Origin of the sequence: Streptomyces sp. NPDC059788, assembly GCF_042732265.1 — a bacterium.
Taxonomy (GTDB): Bacteria; Actinomycetota; Actinomycetes; order Streptomycetales; family Streptomycetaceae; genus Streptomyces.
Window position 1 is genome coordinate 161,319 of record NZ_JBHWHY010000004.1, and the last position, 15,322, is coordinate 176,640.

The 15,322-nt window shown below is 75.0% G+C and carries 12 protein-coding genes and 1 pseudogene; 7 read left to right on the forward strand and 6 right to left on the reverse strand.

What is annotated here, in order from left to right:
- Positions 1 to 113: 113 nt before the first annotated feature.
- The gene (locus tag ACFV57_RS05300; RefSeq protein ID WP_385226110.1) at positions 114 to 1,712 is read left to right on the forward strand and encodes a DNA-3-methyladenine glycosylase 2 family protein; all 1,599 of its coding nucleotides are present in this window, start codon (positions 114 to 116) and stop codon (positions 1,710 to 1,712) included.
- Here ACFV57_RS05300 and ACFV57_RS05305 read toward each other — a convergent pair.
- Positions 1,664 to 2,161 (reverse strand): annotated as a pseudogene (locus tag ACFV57_RS05305) (DUF456 domain-containing protein); the annotation flags it as partial. The gene ACFV57_RS05300 and the pseudogene ACFV57_RS05305 sit on opposite strands and share 49 nt — an antisense overlap.
- Here ACFV57_RS05305 and ACFV57_RS05310 point away from each other — a divergent pair.
- The 3 genes from ACFV57_RS05310 (at position 2,160) to ACFV57_RS05320 (ending at position 5,967) form a co-directional block, all read left to right on the forward strand.
- Positions 2,160 to 3,461, forward strand: coding sequence for a protein phosphatase 2C domain-containing protein (locus ACFV57_RS05310; protein ID WP_385225897.1), 1,302 nt, complete (start codon positions 2,160 to 2,162; stop codon positions 3,459 to 3,461). The pseudogene ACFV57_RS05305 and the gene ACFV57_RS05310 sit on opposite strands and share 2 nt — an antisense overlap.
- A gap of 130 nt (positions 3,462 to 3,591) precedes the next feature.
- The gene (locus ACFV57_RS05315; protein ID WP_385225899.1) at positions 3,592 to 5,334 is read left to right on the forward strand and encodes a pyruvate dehydrogenase; all 1,743 of its coding nucleotides are present in this window, start codon (positions 3,592 to 3,594) and stop codon (positions 5,332 to 5,334) included.
- Positions 5,335 to 5,508: 174 nt separating this feature from the next.
- Positions 5,509 to 5,967, forward strand: a complete 459-nt coding sequence (locus tag ACFV57_RS05320; protein WP_385225901.1) for an ATP-binding protein — start codon at positions 5,509 to 5,511, stop codon at positions 5,965 to 5,967.
- A 35-nt stretch (positions 5,968 to 6,002) separates the two neighbouring features.
- Here ACFV57_RS05320 and ACFV57_RS05325 read toward each other — a convergent pair whose 3' ends face one another.
- Both ACFV57_RS05325 and ACFV57_RS05330 read right to left on the reverse strand, forming a co-directional pair.
- A complete protein-coding gene (locus ACFV57_RS05325) occupies positions 6,003 to 7,127 on the reverse strand; it encodes a DUF2637 domain-containing protein (RefSeq protein ID WP_385225903.1) in 1,125 nt (374 codons plus the stop codon).
- A 196-nt stretch (positions 7,128 to 7,323) separates the two neighbouring features.
- Positions 7,324 to 8,163 (reverse strand): (2Fe-2S)-binding protein, encoded by an 840-nt coding sequence (locus ACFV57_RS05330; protein ID WP_385225905.1) that lies wholly within the window; start codon positions 8,161 to 8,163, stop codon positions 7,324 to 7,326.
- Positions 8,164 to 8,491: 328 nt separating this feature from the next.
- Between ACFV57_RS05330 and ACFV57_RS05335 the strand changes: the two genes are divergently transcribed.
- Positions 8,492 to 9,259: a GntR family transcriptional regulator gene (locus ACFV57_RS05335; protein ID WP_385226112.1), complete on the forward strand. Its 768-nt coding sequence runs from the start codon at positions 8,492 to 8,494 to the stop codon at positions 9,257 to 9,259.
- 109 nt (positions 9,260 to 9,368) lie between these two features.
- Here ACFV57_RS05335 and ACFV57_RS05340 read toward each other — a convergent pair whose 3' ends face one another.
- The 3 genes from ACFV57_RS05340 to ACFV57_RS05350 form a co-directional block, all read right to left on the reverse strand.
- Entirely contained in the window at positions 9,369 to 10,247 is an 879-nt protein-coding gene (locus ACFV57_RS05340) for a hypothetical protein (protein WP_385225907.1), read from the reverse strand.
- A 330-nt stretch (positions 10,248 to 10,577) separates the two neighbouring features.
- Positions 10,578 to 11,411, reverse strand: coding sequence for a hypothetical protein (locus ACFV57_RS05345; protein ID WP_385225909.1), 834 nt, complete (start codon positions 11,409 to 11,411; stop codon positions 10,578 to 10,580).
- 417 nt (positions 11,412 to 11,828) lie between these two features.
- Positions 11,829 to 13,508: a PucR family transcriptional regulator gene (locus tag ACFV57_RS05350; protein WP_385225911.1), complete on the reverse strand. Its 1,680-nt coding sequence runs from the start codon at positions 13,506 to 13,508 to the stop codon at positions 11,829 to 11,831.
- Between the two features lie 317 nt (positions 13,509 to 13,825).
- Between ACFV57_RS05350 and ACFV57_RS05355 the strand changes: the two genes are divergently transcribed.
- Positions 13,826 to 14,713: an FAD binding domain-containing protein gene (locus ACFV57_RS05355; protein ID WP_385225913.1), complete on the forward strand. Its 888-nt coding sequence runs from the start codon at positions 13,826 to 13,828 to the stop codon at positions 14,711 to 14,713.
- Positions 14,704 to 15,321, forward strand: a complete 618-nt coding sequence (locus ACFV57_RS05360; protein ID WP_385225915.1) for a (2Fe-2S)-binding protein — start codon at positions 14,704 to 14,706, stop codon at positions 15,319 to 15,321. Before ACFV57_RS05355 ends, ACFV57_RS05360 begins: the two co-directional genes overlap by 10 nt.
- Position 15,322 lies beyond the last annotated feature (1 nt).

Below are 15,322 nucleotides of genomic sequence, written 5' to 3' on the forward strand. Positions count from 1 at the left end.
GGTCCCCGGGGTGACGGGCTCGTACCGGGGGAGGCGGGCCGGGCCCGCCGCCGACCGTGGTGTCCGATTCCCGCCGGTGTGCGCCCGCGCCGTGGCGCACACTGGATCACGTGATGGATGACGAGACCAGGTACGAGGCGGTGTCCAGCCGGGACGCGCGCTTCGACGGGGAGTTCTTCTTCGCCGTCGTGACGACCGGGATCTACTGCCGCCCGAGCTGCCCGGCCGTCACCCCGAAGCGCGCGAACGTACGGTTCTACGCGTCCGCGGCGGCCGCGCAGGGCGCCGGGTTCCGGGCCTGCCGCCGGTGCCGCCCGGACGCCGTACCGGGGTCGGCGGAGTGGAACGTGCGGGCCGACCTGGTCGGCCGCGCCGTGCGCTTCATCGGCGACGGCGTGGTCGACCGGGAGGGCGTCGGCGGCCTCGCGCGGCGGCTGGGCTACAGCGCCCGGCAGGTGCAGCGGCAGCTCACGGCCGAGCTGGGCGCCGGCCCCGTGGCCCTGGCGCGGGCCCGCCGCGCGCACACCGCGCGCCTGCTGCTCCAGACCACCGGCCTGCCGGTCACCGACCTGGCCTTCGCCGCGGGCTTCGCCAGCATCCGGCAGTTCAACGACACGATGCGGGAGATCTACGCCAGCACGCCGAGCGAGCTGCGCGCGGCGGCGGGGGTGCGCGGCGGCACGCGGCCGGGCACCCGGCAGGGCGCGTCCGGCGCGGCGCGGCACGGCGCCCCCGCCGGGGTACCGCTGCGGCTCGCCTACCGGGGCCCGTACGCGGCTGCCGAGATCTTCGACTTCCTCCAGGCGCGCGCGGTGCCCGGCGTGGAGGAGGTACGCGGCGGCCGGGGCGCCCGCACGTACCGCCGTACGCTGCGGCTGACCCACGGCAGCGGCATCGCCGAGGTCGACGAGCACGCCGGGTCCCGGCAGCCGCGCCGGCCGCGCGCCGGACTGGTGTGCCCGGCGGCCCGGGGCGCGGCCGGCGGCTGGCTGGAGTGCCGCCTGCACCTGACCGACCTGCGGGACCTGTCCACGGCCGTCCAGCGGATGCGCCGCCTGTTCGACCTGGACGCCGATCCGTTCGCCGTCGCCGAGCGGCTGGGCGCGGACCCGCTGCTCGGCCCGCTGGTCGCGGCCCGCCCCGGGCTGCGGTCGCCGGGCGCCGCGGACCCCGAGGAACTGGCCGTAAGGACCGTCCTCGGCGGACCGCCGGAGCGCGCCGCCGAGCTGGTACGGACGTACGGCAAGCCGCTGGACGCCGCGGACGGCGCGCTGACCCACCTCTTCCCCGAGCCTGCCGCCCTGACCGGCGCCGAGGTGCCCGGCGCGGTGCGCGCGCTGTGCGTCGCCCTGGCGGACGGCGCGGTCGCGCTGGACGCCGGCGCCGACCGGGACGCCGCTGAACGTGCGCTGCGCGCCCTGCCCGGGGTGGGCCCGGCGACGGCCGCGTACCTCAGGATGCGCGCGCTGGGCGACCCGGACGTGGGGCCGCTGGACGGCGGCGGGGCCTCCCCGGACGCCTGGCGGCCGTGGCGCTCGTACGCCCTGCACCACCTGTGGCAGGCGGCGGGCACCGGGCCCGGCGGCGGTCAGCCCGCGATGACCGCGCCCGTCCAGGCACCGACCACCAGCAGGCAGGCGAACAGCTCGATCAGCACGCCGAGCCCGATGCACCGCATGACCGTACGGGTGGCGGCCCACGCGTCGCCGTGACTGCCCAGCCGTGACCGTTCCAGCAGGTAGAGCACGCCGACCGAGCCCAGGACCAGCCCCACGAGGGGCACGAGGAAGAAGCCGGCGATCCCCGCGACGCCCGACAGGAGCAGCGTGCGGTACGGCGCGCCCGCGGCCTGCACGTCGCGGGGCGGCAGCAGCCACTTGAGGGCCTGGTTGAGCAGCAGCACGGCACTCGCGCCGATCAGGACGTACCAGGCCAAGGCGGTCCGCTCGGCCATCGCCCACCACAGCACGCCCGCCCAGACGATCGGCGGCCCCGGAACCCCCGGGACGAGCACGCCGAGCAGGCCGAACAGGAAGACGAGACCGACCGCGAGCAACTGCCACACGCCCATGGCCCCAGCCTGCCGGAAGCGGCGCCGGCGCGCCCCTCGGCCGACAGCGCCCTGTTTCCGCGCCGCAGGCCGGTGGACAATGCGGCCCATGGACCCACAGGGGGATCGGCGCCACCACGAGGACTCCTGGTGGCGGCAGTTGTACGAGGACGACAGCGCAGCGGTACGGGACACCGGCCCCGCGACGGCCCCGGACTCGCTCGACGACCGTGTGGACTCGGCCTTCCGGGCGGCGGGCCGGGCCCCCGGGCCCGACCCCGAGCCGATGGCCCTGCCCGCCGCCGACCCGGCCGCGCTCGACGACCTCATACCGGACACGGAGCTGGACGGCGCCGGGTACGGCCCGCTCACCCTGCGCGCCGCCTCGCTGCGCGGCGAGGCCGCCCGCCACCGTGCCGAGCCGCGCGGGGACGCCCTGCTCACCGCCCGGTTCGGCACCGGGCAGCACGCGCTGATCCTGGTCGCCGTGGCCACCGCCGCCCACGGCCACGGCAGTTCGTACGGCTACGGCGGCGTCCACCGCGCCGCACGCGACGCCTGCCACTGGATCGGCGGCGCCGTCGGCCGCAGCTACACCCGGCTGGCCGAGGACGTCCGTACGGGCGACCGCTGCGCCCTGAAGTCCGGCCTGCAGCGCCTCACCGACCGCAGCTACGGCAGGCTTCGCGCGTACGCGGGCGAGCACGGCATGGAGCCCGAGCAGTACACGGCCGCGCTGCGCTGCGTCCTGCTGCCCGCCGACCCGGCCTGCCGTACCCGGGTGTTCTTCGGGGTCGGCGCGGGCGGGTTCTTCCGGCTGCGCAACGGCGTCTGGCAGGACCTGGAACCCCCGCCGCCCCGGGAGGACGAGGCGGGCGGCCCGGCCGTGGGGTTCGGGACCGAACCGCCGGGGGACGAGTTCGCCGCGGGCGACGTACGGGACGAGAAGCCGCCCGGCGGCACGCCGCCGTGGCCGGTCCCGGACGATCCCGCCCTGGACGCGCCCCGCCAGGGTTCCCCGGGGCCGTCCGACACCCGCCCCGACCTCCCCCGGCCCACGCTGGACCTGGGCGGCGCCGTGCCCGGCCTGCCCCGCGCGCCGTCGGGGCAGGCGTGGCGCCCGCCGTACGAGTCGGCGCCGCGGTCGTGGCCCGAGCCGTTCCGCTTCCGGGCCTGCGCGGCGCTGCCCGGCGACGTGCTGCTGCTGTGCAGTTCCGGGCTCGCGGCGCCGCTGGCCGAGGCGGCGGGCTTCGCGGGCCGGCTGGCGGCCCGCTGGGCGGGCACCGGGCCGCCGGAGCTCGCGGCCTTCCTGGCCGACGTCCGGCTGCGCGCGGAGGGGTACGGGCAGGACCGTACGGCCGTGGCGGTGTGGGAGGGGACGGGGGCGGCGGAGGCGGTACGGCCCGGGTGACGCGGCAGGCGTAGTCCGGACGGACACCGGCCCGGGGGAGTGGTAGAACCGGGAAGGAATGCCGCGAAACGGGTCATTGCCGGGTGGTGGTGCCCGCCCGCGGTCCCCCCTCCGGAGGAGCGACAGCGACATGGCGAAACAGACCGTGGCCGGGCAGTTCGTCGACATCCTGGTGCGCGCCGGCGTCCAGCGGCTCTACGGAGTCGTCGGCGACAGCCTCAACCCCGTCGTCGACGCGGTCCGCCGCACCGCCGCGATCGACTGGGTGCAGGTCCGCCACGAGGAGGTCGCCGCCTTCGCCGCGGGCGCCGAGGCCCAGGTCACGGGCCGGCTGGCGGCCTGCGCCGGCTCCTGCGGACCCGGCAACCTGCACCTGATCAACGGACTCTTCGACGCCCACCGCTCGATGGCCCCGGTGCTCGCGCTCGCCTCGCACATCCCCTCCAGCGAGATCGGCACCGGCTTCTTCCAGGAAACCCACCCGGACCGGCTGTTCACCGAGTGCAGCCACTACAGCGAGCTGATCTCCAGCCGCGACCAGATGCCGCGGGTGCTGCAGACGGCCGTCCAGAACGCCATCGGGCTCAGCGGCGTCTCGGTCGTCTCGCTGCCCGGCGACATCGCCGACCAGGAGGCGCCCGAGCGCTCCATCGAACACGCGCTGGTCACCTCGCGGCCCTCCGTACGCCCCGGGGACGCAGAGATCGACCAGTTGCTCCGGCTGATCGAGGACGCCCGCAAGGTCACGCTGTTCTGCGGCAGCGGCACCGCGGGGGCGCACGCCGAGGTGATGGAGTTCGCCGAGCGCCTCAAGGCCCCGGTGGGCCACGCGCTGCGCGGCAAGGAATGGATTCAGTACGACAACCCGTACGACGTCGGCATGAGCGGCCTGCTCGGCTACGGCGCCGCGTACGAGGCCACGCACGAGTGCGACCTGCTGATCCTGCTGGGCACGGACTTCCCGTACAACGCCTTCCTGCCGGACGACGTCAAGATCGTGCAGGTCGACGTGCGCCCGGAGCGGCTCGGCCGGCGCTCCAAGCTGGACCTCGCGGTCTGGGGCGACGTGCGCGAGACGCTGCGCTGCCTCAATCCGCGCATCCCGCACCGCAAGAGCCGCAAGTTCCTCGACCGGATGCTGAAGAAACACGCGGACGCGCTGGAAGGCGTCGTGAAGGCCTACACGCGCAAGGTCGACAAGCACACGCCGATCCACCCCGAATACGTCGCGTCCGTGCTGGACGAGGAGGCCGCGGACGACGCGGTCTTCACCGTCGACACCGGTATGTGCAACGTCTGGGCGGCGCGCTACATCAGCCCCAACGGCCGCCGCCGCGTGATCGGTTCCTTCACCCACGGGTCAATGGCCAACGCACTGCCGCAGGCGATCGGCGCGCAGTTCACCGACCGCCGCCGCCAGGTCGTCTCGATGTCCGGCGACGGCGGCTTCTCGATGCTGATGGGCGACTTCCTCACCCTCGTCCAGTACGACCTGCCGGTGAAGGTGGTCCTGTTCAACAACTCCTCGCTGGGCATGGTCGAGCTGGAGATGATGGTCGCCGGGCTGCCCGCGTACGGGACCGCCAACCACAACCCGGACTTCGCCGCCATCGCGCGGGCGGCCGGGGCGCACGGCGTACGGGTGGAGAAGCCCAAGGACGTGCGCGGCGCGCTGCGCGACGCCTTCAAGCACAAGGGACCGGCCCTGGTCGACATCGTCACCGACCCGAACGCGCTGTCCATGCCGCCGAAGATCAGCCGGGACATGGTCCAGGGCTTCGCGCTCTCCGCGGGCAAGATCGTGCTGGACGGCGGGGTCGGCCGGATGGTCCAGATGGCCCGCTCCAACCTCCGCAACGTCCCGCGTCCCTGACGGCGCCCCGAGAGCGCGCGTCCGGCGGCCGCGCCCCCGCCGCGCCGCAGGCACATGCCTGCGGCCTGCTGTTCCGCCGTCTCACAGGCCGAAGCATGGCACCGGGTCCGCTGGGAATGCATGACCGTGAAGCTGTTCGAGGCTACGGCACGGGAAGCGTACGGGGCGGGGAGGATGAAGCGTCAGACTGTGCGGCGCGAGGACAGAGCCGGGCTGGTGGCCGGACGCGCAGGCGTCCGCAACGGGACCCGGCTGCCGGGGAAGATGGAGCGCACACTGCGGCACGCGGACCTGACGGCGGTGGCCGGCGTACGCGCCGAACTGCGTCAGCTGCTGCGCCAGTGGGGGGAGCCGGTAGACGCCGACATAGCGGAACTGCTCATCAGTGAGCTGGTCACCAACGCCCTCGTGCACACGAACGGGGGCGCCGTCGTGACCGCGACGGTCACCGACCGGCTGCGTGTGGAGGTACGGGACTTCGTCGGGCGGCGGCCCAGGCTGCGCCCGCCGACGACGGACGGCACCTCGGGAAGGGGGCTGATGCTGGTGCACTCCCTCGCGGACGCGTGGGGAGTCAAGGCCCACGGTGTGGGCAAATGCGTGTGGTTCGAGCTGGGCGGCGGACCGGCCTGACATAGGCCGGGGGTGCGGGCTCGGTCCGCCGCCGGTCAGCCGAACTGCTTCTCGATCTGCGCCAGTTTCTCCTCCAGGGAGTCCAGCCGGGGCAGTGCCTGGGTGTCGTCCTCGGCGGTCAGGTCCACCGTCCGCGGGTGTCCGCCCGCGGGCTCGGTACCGGCGCGGTGCACGGCCTTCAGCGCAGGGCGGGCGGCCACCGGATGCAGTGGGTCGGACCCCGTGGACAGCGGTCCGGGCGACAGGGAATCCGGGTCGCCGGCTATCGCAGGTTCCGCGCCGGCCTGCTGCGCGGCGGCGGGGGAGCCGTGTGCCGTCGGGGCACCCGTCGTCAGCGGGATCTGCCGGCCGCCGCGGCCGCGGCTCCAGTGCCGGTGCTGGCGGTTGATGGCCTTGATGCGGGCGCGGTCCAGCTTGTCCCGCTCCCGCCTGCGGTGACGGTTCTGCTCCTTCTGCCGCCGGTCCTCACGGACCTCCTCGACCGCCTCGTCCAGCGTCCGTACGCCCTCCAGCAGCATCAGCGACCAGGCGCCGAAGGTCTCCCGGGGGGCCCGCAGCCACCGTACGACGCGGATCTGCGGCAGCGGGCGCGGCACCAGGCCCTGTTCGCGCAGCGCGGCCCGCCGGGTCTGCTTCAGCGCCCGGTCGAAGAGGACCGCCGCCGACAGGGACATCCCGGCGAAGAACTGCGGGGCGCCGTCGTGGCCGAAACCCCTGGGCGCGTGCACCCAGTTGAACCAGGCGGCGGCCCCCGCGAACAGCCAGACGAGCAGGCGCGAGCCGAGGGCCGCGTCACCGTGGCTGGCCTCGCGCACGGCGAGCACGGAGCAGAACATCGCCGCGCCGTCGAGCCCGAAGGGCACCAGGTACTCCCAGCCTCCGGAGAGGTTGAGGTTGGTCACGCCGAAGCCGACCAGGCCGTGGAAGGACAGGGCCGCCGCCACCGCGGCGCAGCAGAACAGCAGCAGGTACGAGGCGGTGCCGTACACGGCCTCCTTCCGGCGCCGGCGTTCCTCGCTGCGCTCCCAGGAGTCCTCGCCGCCCGGCGCCGCGTCGGCCGAGCGCCTGCCGCGCAGGATCACGAACACGGCGGAGAGGATGCCGACGAGCAGCAGGACCCCCGGAGCCAGCCAATTCAGCGGTATATCAGTAACTCTCACCCTGGGACCCCTTGCTTCGGCGAACGCGGTTTCGCGCGACATCCTGGCGGAATCCGGCCGCCCGTCCGGGGGTTTCCGGGCAAGAGGACGCCAAGGGAGGCGCAGGGGCCTACGGATAGGTGCGTTCGGTTCGAACTCCCGCCGGAGCGAGCCAGGTTGGGTTCGAATCCGGCAACCCGATCGGGTGGTGTGGGTGTCAGGTGGTTGCGGTGAGGCGCTTGATGCGATCCGCGTCGCACGTACGCGGGCAGGTCACACAGGTGTCCTCGGGGCGCAGCGTGTAGAACATGCAGCAGCTCGCCCGGTCCCGGGTGGGCAGCGCGGCGCCGTCCGGGCCGGTCAGCTCGCGGAAGGCGGCGCCGCCCGGGTACGGGGCCGTGCCGCCCGGCAAAAGCTGCTTCAGCTCGGCCACCGCGCGCGGCTCCTCGCCCAGCAGGTGGCCCAGGTACCACAGGCCCTCGGCGATCTCGTCCGACGCCATGCCCCACAGGGCGCGCGGCCCGCGCCGCAGCCGGGGCCGGAAACCGTCCAGGACGGGCCCGAGGTGCTCGGCGACCGCCTCCCGCACCTCGGCGCGCAGCGCCTCCTCGTCCGGCACCACCCGGGCCCCGGGCAGTTCGGCCGCCGGGTCGCCGGGCAGGCAGGCGAACGAGCGGACCCGTACGGCCATCCGGCCCTGCTCGCGGTGGTACGCGACGTCCTGGACGGGCAGCCGCGGCACCCGGCGGTGCAGGAACCAGGGGATGGTGATCAGCAGGCAGGCGGGCCAGGCGTAGCGGTGCAGGGCGAAGGCGGCGACGACGTCGGGGCGGGCCCGCTGCCCGTAGTCCCGCACCACCTGCGCGTCGTCCCAGGCCAGGAACGCGTCCAGGGCCGTGGGGTCGGTGGCCAGCGCGGCGGCGGTCACCCAGCCCTCGCCCTGCGGCGCCGCCGACTGCCACGCGGACACGCGCAGTCCGGGGAACACCTCGGTCAGCCGGGCGTATGCCCCGGCGACGGGTTCGGTGCGCGGCCGGTCGGCGAGCAGAGGGGCCATACGGGACACCACCGATATCACGTTCGTTGGCAGGTAAGCCTTACCTTACCGGATCTTCGTCGGTTTTGAGCCGGGTTTGAACTGTCACAGGGGGCGCCTATGGTGCAGGAGGACGTGAGGAGGAACCCGCATGGAGCAGGGCAGAGCGGAACCGGCGCGAAGACTGCGCGCGCAGGTGCCCGCGCAGGGCGGCTCGCAGCCCGTGCGGGGCGAGCACACCGGGCACGACGGGCCCGCGGGACACCCGCCCGCGCACGCCGGAGCCGACCCGTCGCCGGAGGCCGCGTTCGAGCACCGCCCCGGCGTACCGGACCCCGCCACGGCGTTCGTGCCCGCGCCCCTGTCCCCTCTCGCGCCCGCCCCGGAGGCGGTGCCGGTGCCGCCCGGCGGTGTACGGACCGCGGCGGCGCCCGGAGCGGGACCGCTCCCCGGAGCCGCTGCCGCCCCCGACGCCGTACCCCGCAAGCAGCTCCAGCGGCATTCCGTGCGGGGCCAGGTGCTGGCCGCGCTCCGCGAGGCCCTGATATCCGGCGAACTGCGCCCCGGCGAGGTCTATTCGGCCCCCGCGCTCGCCGTCCGCTACGGGGTCTCCGCCACGCCCGTCCGGGAGGCCATGCAACTGCTCGCCGGCGAGGGCGCGGTCGAGGTCGCCCCCAACCGCGGTTTCCGCGTCGCCGAGCGCACCCACCGCGACCTCGCCGAGCTGGCCGAGGTGCGCGCGATGCTGGAGGTCCCGGCGCTGCTGCGGCTGGCGCGGACGCTGCCGGCCGAGCGGTGGGAGGAGCTGCGCCCGCTGGCCGCCGCGGGCGTCGCCGCCGCCGCCCGCGGCGACCGCGCCGGTTACGCCGAGGCCGACCACGCCTTCCACCACGCGCTGCTCGCGCTCACCGGCAACCGTCAGCTCCTCCAGGTCGCCGACGACCTCCACCGTCGTGCGCAGGGGCCGGTGCCCGGCGGGCCCGCGCCCCGTACGGCCGAGCTGCTCGCCGCGGCGTCCGAGCACACGGCGCTGCTGGACGCCCTGATGGCCCGGGAGGACGCGATCGTCGAGCGGATCGCCCGCGAACACCTGTCCCCGGCCCGCCGCCCGCACTGACGCGCCGCGTTCCGGCGCGCCGCGCACGGCGGGGCCGGGCCCCTGGTGCGGGGCCGGGCCCCACGCCGTCCGCCGCCGTCCGCCCGCCGCCGTGCCCGGCCGGCGGTGCTCAGGGGAGCAGCCGCTCCAGGGGCAGCGCCGCCACGTCCGCCGCGGGCCGGGAGAGATAGAGGTCCGCGTGGTAGAAGCCGTCCGACTCCTTGCCGGTGGTGTCCAGGCCCCGTGCCTGGAGCGCGCAGAAGGCGGCCCGGCGCTCCGCGAGGTCGGCGAACCGGCGCTGGCGGAAGGTCCGCGCGGGCAACTGCTCGGTCACCAGGCCCGCCTCGGCGAGCAGCGCGGCGACCGGCGCGTACGACACGGTCCGCAGGACCAGCGCGGCGATCCACGGCGCGGTGGGCGTGCAGGAGAGCAGCCGGCGGAACGTGGTGGCGGAGATGTAGCCGACGCCGCCCGTCACGGTGATCAGGTCGGTACCGGCCAGGACCTGCCGCAGCCGCGCGGTGGGCTCCGCGGCCTCCAGGTTCTCGGCGAACCCGGCGTCCAGCAGGCCCACCCGCTCGGCGTAGGCGACCGCGTGCCGGGCCGCGTCGATGCCTATGGTCCGTACGGCCTCCGGGCGGCGCAGTTCGTCGAAGAACGCCCGGTCCTCGTCGGCCAGCCGGGCCGGCGGCAGGCCGCCGGTCTCCTGGGCGTCGGTGTACCGGTCGTACAGGTCGGCCAGGTTGAGCTTGTGGTTCAGCAGCGCGGCGTTGACGCCGTAGGAACAGCACAGGTCGACGACCTGGAGCGGCGGACGCCCGGTACGGCGCCGCCGTTGCAGGGACTCGGTGAGGGCGCGGAAGACCCCCTGGCCGTGGTGCGGGATCTGGTAGTCGAGCGGGCGCAGCGTCCGGAAGTACATACGGGGATCAGGGCAGTCGTAGATGGCCTCGAAATCCGCCTTTCCCCAGTCCGAGCCGGCCGATGGGTGCGGTGCTCCTGCTGCCAAGGTGTGGCCTCCTGAAAGGCGCTGCCGATGGTTGGGAGTCAACCGCACCAGCATCCAGGGCCAAGTTGCCTACGGACAGTGCGACTTGAGGCCAAATTCGGGGTGGGTGGGGCGGGCGGAGCGAAATATGCCCCTGTCGTGCGCCCGGCCGCCGGCGGCCTGCCGCCCGCCGCCTGCCGTACGACGCCTGCCGTATGTCCCCCGCGCGGCGTGCCCCGCGGTGCCCGCCGCCTGCCGTACGCCCCCGCCGGGCGGCATGCCCCGCGACGCCCGCCGCCCGACGGCCCATGGCCCGGCGACGGGCCGCCGGACGGCACGCGGGCCCACCGCCTACGAGGGCGAGGGCGCCGCCGGGACGTCCGCGAGGTGTTCGGCGAGCCAGGTCGGCACGCCGCCCATGAGCCGGAAGAGCCGCGCGGCCTCGGCCCGCAGCCCCTCCGCCTCGACGGGCGGGGCCGCGTCGGCGAGGGCGACCAGCGCCGGCGCCGTACCGACCAGGAAGCCCAGCTCCTCGCGGATGCGCAGCGATTCGCCGAACCCGTGCCGCGCCTCGGCCAGTTCGCCGTCGCGCAGGGCCAGTCCGGCGAGGTGGCGCCAGGTGGAGGACAGCAGCAGGGGGTTGCCGTGCGCGGTGGCGCCGGCGTGGGCGCGGCGGTAGGCGGCGCGCGCGGAATCCGGGCTGTCGGCGACGTGTTCGGCCATCAGGCCGCGCCGGAAGTCCAGCAGCGGGCGGCCGGGCGCCGACGGTGCCAGCAGCGCGGCGGCGCGGCCGAGCGCGGAGCGGGCCTCGTCGGCGCGGTCGCGTACGCCCAGGACCGTGGCGGCGTACGCGAGGTGGCCGCGCTCGCAGGCCGCGGCGCCGCGCTCGTCGTCGTCCCCCGCCAGCGCTTCGGCGGCGCGCAGCGCGTCCTCGGCGGTGGACCACCCGGTGGCGGTGAACATGCAGCGCTCCACGAGCAGCGCGGCGCGGCGGATCGCGTACGGGGGGCTCCCCGCCGCGTGTGGTTCCAGCAGAGCCGCCGCGTCGTCCCAGCAGCCGCGTGACCGCAGCCGCCACACGGCGCGGTCCAGGGCGTCCGCCCCCGCCGCCGATCTGGCCGCCGGGACTCCCGGCACCGATTCCACGGGGTCCGCGGTTCCCGCGGACTCTGCGGCTCCTGACATGGCGGTGTCCGCCACATTGCCCTCCCCGAGCGCACCGTTGAGCTGGAACTGAGAAGCAGTGGGCGCATCTCAGCACGAATTCCGCCGCCCGGCCAAGGGGGAAGGTGAATGATTTCACAATCTCTCCGGCGCCCTTCGGAGGGGACGACGCGGTGGGAGAACGGGCGGGGCGCGGCGCCGCCGGGGGAGGGGCCGGGATGTGCACGGTTGGGCGGGCCTGCCGGGATACGCCCGATCGGGTGACGCCGCTTCGCGGATCGGCGCCCTTGCTGACACAGAGTCAACTTACGCAGGGTGGCGACCCGTTGCGTGTCGGCCGCCGGATGGCGCATACGGGCCATTCAGGGTTGGCCGGAAGTGTCGCGTCCGTACGGCACCGCGGCGGATCCGGCCCGCGGGCGACGGGCGGGCCGCGCCTCAGCTCATCCGCAGCGCCAGGAAGAAGTCCAGCTTGTCCTCCAGGCGGGCCAGATCGCGGCCCGTCAGCTGCTCGATGCGGCCGACCCGGTAGCGCAGGGTGTTGACGTGCAGGTGGAGGCGGGTCGCGCAGCGGGTCCAGGAACCGTCGCAGTCGAGGAAGGCCTCCAGGGTGGGGATCAGTTCGGCGCGGTGGCGGCGGTCGTAGTCGCGCAGCGGGTCCAGGAGGCGGGCCGTGAAGGCGCGGCGTACGTCGTCGGGGACGAAGGGCAGCAGCAGGACGTGGGAGGCCAGCTCCTCGTGGCCCGCCGCGCAGACCCGGCCGGGGCGGGCGGCGGCGACCCGGCGGGCGTGCCGGGCCTCCTCCAGGGCGCCGCGCAGACCCTCCGCCGAGTGCACGGAGGCGCTGACGCCGATGGTCAGGCGGCCGTCGTCGGCCAGCCCGCGCGTCAGCGGGTCCTGGACGACGGACAGCAGGGTGTCGGCCTGGAGACCGGCGGCGGACGCGTCCCGGCCGTCCCGCGCCTCGCCGTCCTCCGACACGGCCGGCAGCGGCACCAGGGCCACGGCCTCGTCACCGGTGTGCGCGACGGCGATCCGGTCGGACGGGTCGGGTCCGAACGTGCCGGGGTCGACCAGCACCTCTTCCAGGAGCGTCTGGGCGACCGGTCCGCCGGGCACGTCCCCGCCCTCCCACTCGACACGGGCGACGACGACCTGCCAGTGCGGGGCGGTGCCCAGTCCGGGCAGCAGTACCGGGGCGGCCACCCGCAGGCGGGCTGCTATCTCGGCGGGGGCGGCACCCGTCTGGACCAGTTCGAGGACCTCCTGGGCGAGGCGTCTGCGCACCGTACGGGCCGCGTCGCGGCGGTCGCGTTCGACGGCTATCAGCTGGGTGACGCCGTGCAGCAGGTCCAGGCGCTCCTCGGCCCAGTCGCCCGCGTCCGCCTCGACGGCCAGCAGCCAGTCCGACAGGACGGTCTCGCGCAGGTCGCGGCCGGTGCCGCGGATGGGGAAGAGGGAGTACGTGGTGCCGCCGAGCGGGAGCCGGTAGGGGCCGCGGCGGCCGGTGCGGGTGGCGGCCAGGTGCTCGCCCGCCAGGCGGGCGCCGGTCTCGGCGGGCAGCTCGGGGCCCGATCCGGCCAGCGTGGACCCGGCGATCTGCCGGCCGGTGGGGGACAGGACCCAGGCGCGCAGGTCCAGGTCGGAGCCGAGCAGGTCGAGGACGACCTCGGGGCCGCCGCCGGTGGGCCCGGAGGTCATCAGGCGGCGGTGCCGGTCCACCACGGCGGCCAGGTCGCCCGCGCGCTCGCCGGAGACCTGCCGTACCACGTACTCGGTGATTGAGGCGAACGAGACGTCCTCGACGACGGAGAACAGCGGCAGGCGGTGCCGGGCGCAGGCCACCACCAGGTCGTCGGGCACCGAGCCCAGTTCGGCCTCGCCCGCGGCCAGCCCGGCGACCCCGGCCGCGGCCAGGATGCGCACGAACCGCTCGGAGTCCTCCGGCTCGCGCCGCCAGGCCAGTCCCGTCAGCACCAGTTCGCCGCCGGACAGATAGCGGCTGGGGTCGCGCAGGTCGGTGGTCATCACGCCGCGCACGGTACGGTCCAGTTCCTCCTCGCCGCCCAGCAGCCGCAGGCCGAGAGTGCCGGTGTCCAGGAGTGCGCGGAGCCGCATGGTCTCTCGCCCGCCGTTCTTTTCTGTCTGGTGTTGCCGGTGGAATAGCGCGAGGTTTCTGCGCCCCGCCTTTCGTTCGAATCTACAAGACATGCGCCGTGGCCAGCCAACCGCTTCATGGTTTCGGTGACTGCACCCGGCGGGTACGGGGCGCGTTCACTGGGCCCGACCGCGTAAACACGACATGAACAGCCCGGTGGACGCGAGGGCCGAAAGTCCTCGGTCCGGGCAGCGGACGACCTGGATTTCGCGAGTGGAACCGGAGCCGGCCGGCCCGGCGCCGCGACGCGCCGAAGAGACGTGGAAGAGAGCCCCGTATGGACTTCCTTCGCCCCGCCAGCTGGGAGGAGGCGCTCGCCGCCAAGGCCGAGCACCCCACCGCTGTACCGATCGCGGGCGGCACCGACGTGATGGTCGAGATCAACTTCGACCACCGCCGCCCGGAGTACCTCCTCGATCTGAACCGCGTCGACGACCTGCGGGAGTGGGAGGTGGGCGAGGAGACCGTACGGCTGGGCGCGTCCGTGCCGTACACGCAGATCATGGAGAACCTGCGGACCGAGCTGCCCGGCCTCGCGCTCGCCTCGCACACGGTGGCCTCCCCGCAGATCCGCAACCGCGGCGGCGTCGGCGGCAACCTGGGCACCGCCTCCCCGGCGGGCGACGCGCACCCGGCGCTGCTCGCCTCCGGCGGCGAGGTCGAGGCCGAATCCGTACGCGGCCGCCGCATGATCCCGGTCGACGACTTCTACCTGGGCGTCAAGCGCAACGCGCTGGAGCCGGACGAGCTGATCCGCGCGGTGCACCTGCCTAAGGCGGACGGCCCGCAGCAGTTCTCCAAGGTCGGCACCCGCAACGCGATGGTCATCGCGGTGTGTGCCTTCGGCCTCGCGCTGCACCCGCGCACCCGCACGGTACGGACCGGCATCGGCTCGGCCGCGCCCACCCCCGTACGGGCGAAGGCCGCCGAGGAGTTCCTGACGGCGGCGCTGGCGGAGGGCGGCTTCTGGGAATCGGGGCGGCCGATTCCGCCGTCCGTGGCCAAGCAGTTCGCCGAGCTGGCCACCGGTGCCTGCAACCCGATCGACGACGTGCGCGGCAGCGCGAAGTACCGGCGCCACGCGGTGGGGATCATGGCGCGCCGCACCCTCGGCTGGACCTGGGAGTCCTACCGCGGCAACGAGAGGAGCGCCCAGTGCGCGTGAAGTTCACCGTCAACGGCCGCGAACAGCAGGCCGACGACGTATGGGAAGGCGAGAGCCTGCTGTACGTGCTCCGCGAGCGGATGGGCCTGCCGGGCTCGAAGAACGCCTGCGAGCAGGGCGAATGCGGCTCCTGCACGGTCCGCCTGGACGACGTGCCGGTGTGCTCCTGCCTGGTCGCCGCCGGACAGGCCGAGGGCCGCGAGGTCGTCACCGTCGAGGGGCTCGCGGACTTCGCCGAGCAGCGCGCGCAGCGCGGCGGCTGCGCCACCGGGGCCTGCGGCACGGCCGCCGGTACGAGCATGGACACCGCGCAGCGCTGGCAGGCCAAGCCCGCGGGCGCCGACAGCCCAAGCGGCGAACAGGTACGGCTGTCGCCGGTCCAGCAGGCGTTCATCGACGCGGGCGCCGTCCAGTGCGGCTTCTGCACACCCGGCCTGCTCGTCGCCGCCGACGAACTGCTGGAGCGCAACGGCCGGCCGTCCGACGCGGACATCCGCGAGGCGCTGTCCGGCAACCTGTGCCGCTGCACGGGCTACGAGAAGATCCTCGACGCGGTCCGGCTCGCCGCCGCCCGCGGCGACGCGCAGACCACCGGAACGGGGGCCTGAC

Bases quoted from the DNA above. Each gene is read 5' to 3' on its own strand.
- ACFV57_RS05300 (WP_385226110.1), top strand. From the start codon at position 114: ATGGATGACGAGACCAGGTACGAGGCGGTGTCCAGCCGGGACGCGCGC.
- ACFV57_RS05310 (WP_385225897.1), top strand. From the start codon at position 2,160: ATGGACCCACAGGGGGATCGGCGCCACCACGAGGACTCCTGGTGGCGG.
- ACFV57_RS05315 (WP_385225899.1), top strand. From the start codon at position 3,592: ATGGCGAAACAGACCGTGGCCGGGCAGTTCGTCGACATCCTGGTGCGC.
- ACFV57_RS05320 (WP_385225901.1), top strand. From the start codon at position 5,509: ATGAAGCGTCAGACTGTGCGGCGCGAGGACAGAGCCGGGCTGGTGGCC.
- ACFV57_RS05330 (WP_385225905.1), bottom strand. From the start codon at position 8,163: ATGGCCCCTCTGCTCGCCGACCGGCCGCGCACCGAACCCGTCGCCGGG.
- ACFV57_RS05345 (WP_385225909.1), bottom strand. From the start codon at position 11,411: ATGTCAGGAGCCGCAGAGTCCGCGGGAACCGCGGACCCCGTGGAATCG.
- ACFV57_RS05350 (WP_385225911.1), bottom strand. From the start codon at position 13,508: ATGCGGCTCCGCGCACTCCTGGACACCGGCACTCTCGGCCTGCGGCTG.
- ACFV57_RS05355 (WP_385225913.1), top strand. From the start codon at position 13,826: ATGGACTTCCTTCGCCCCGCCAGCTGGGAGGAGGCGCTCGCCGCCAAG.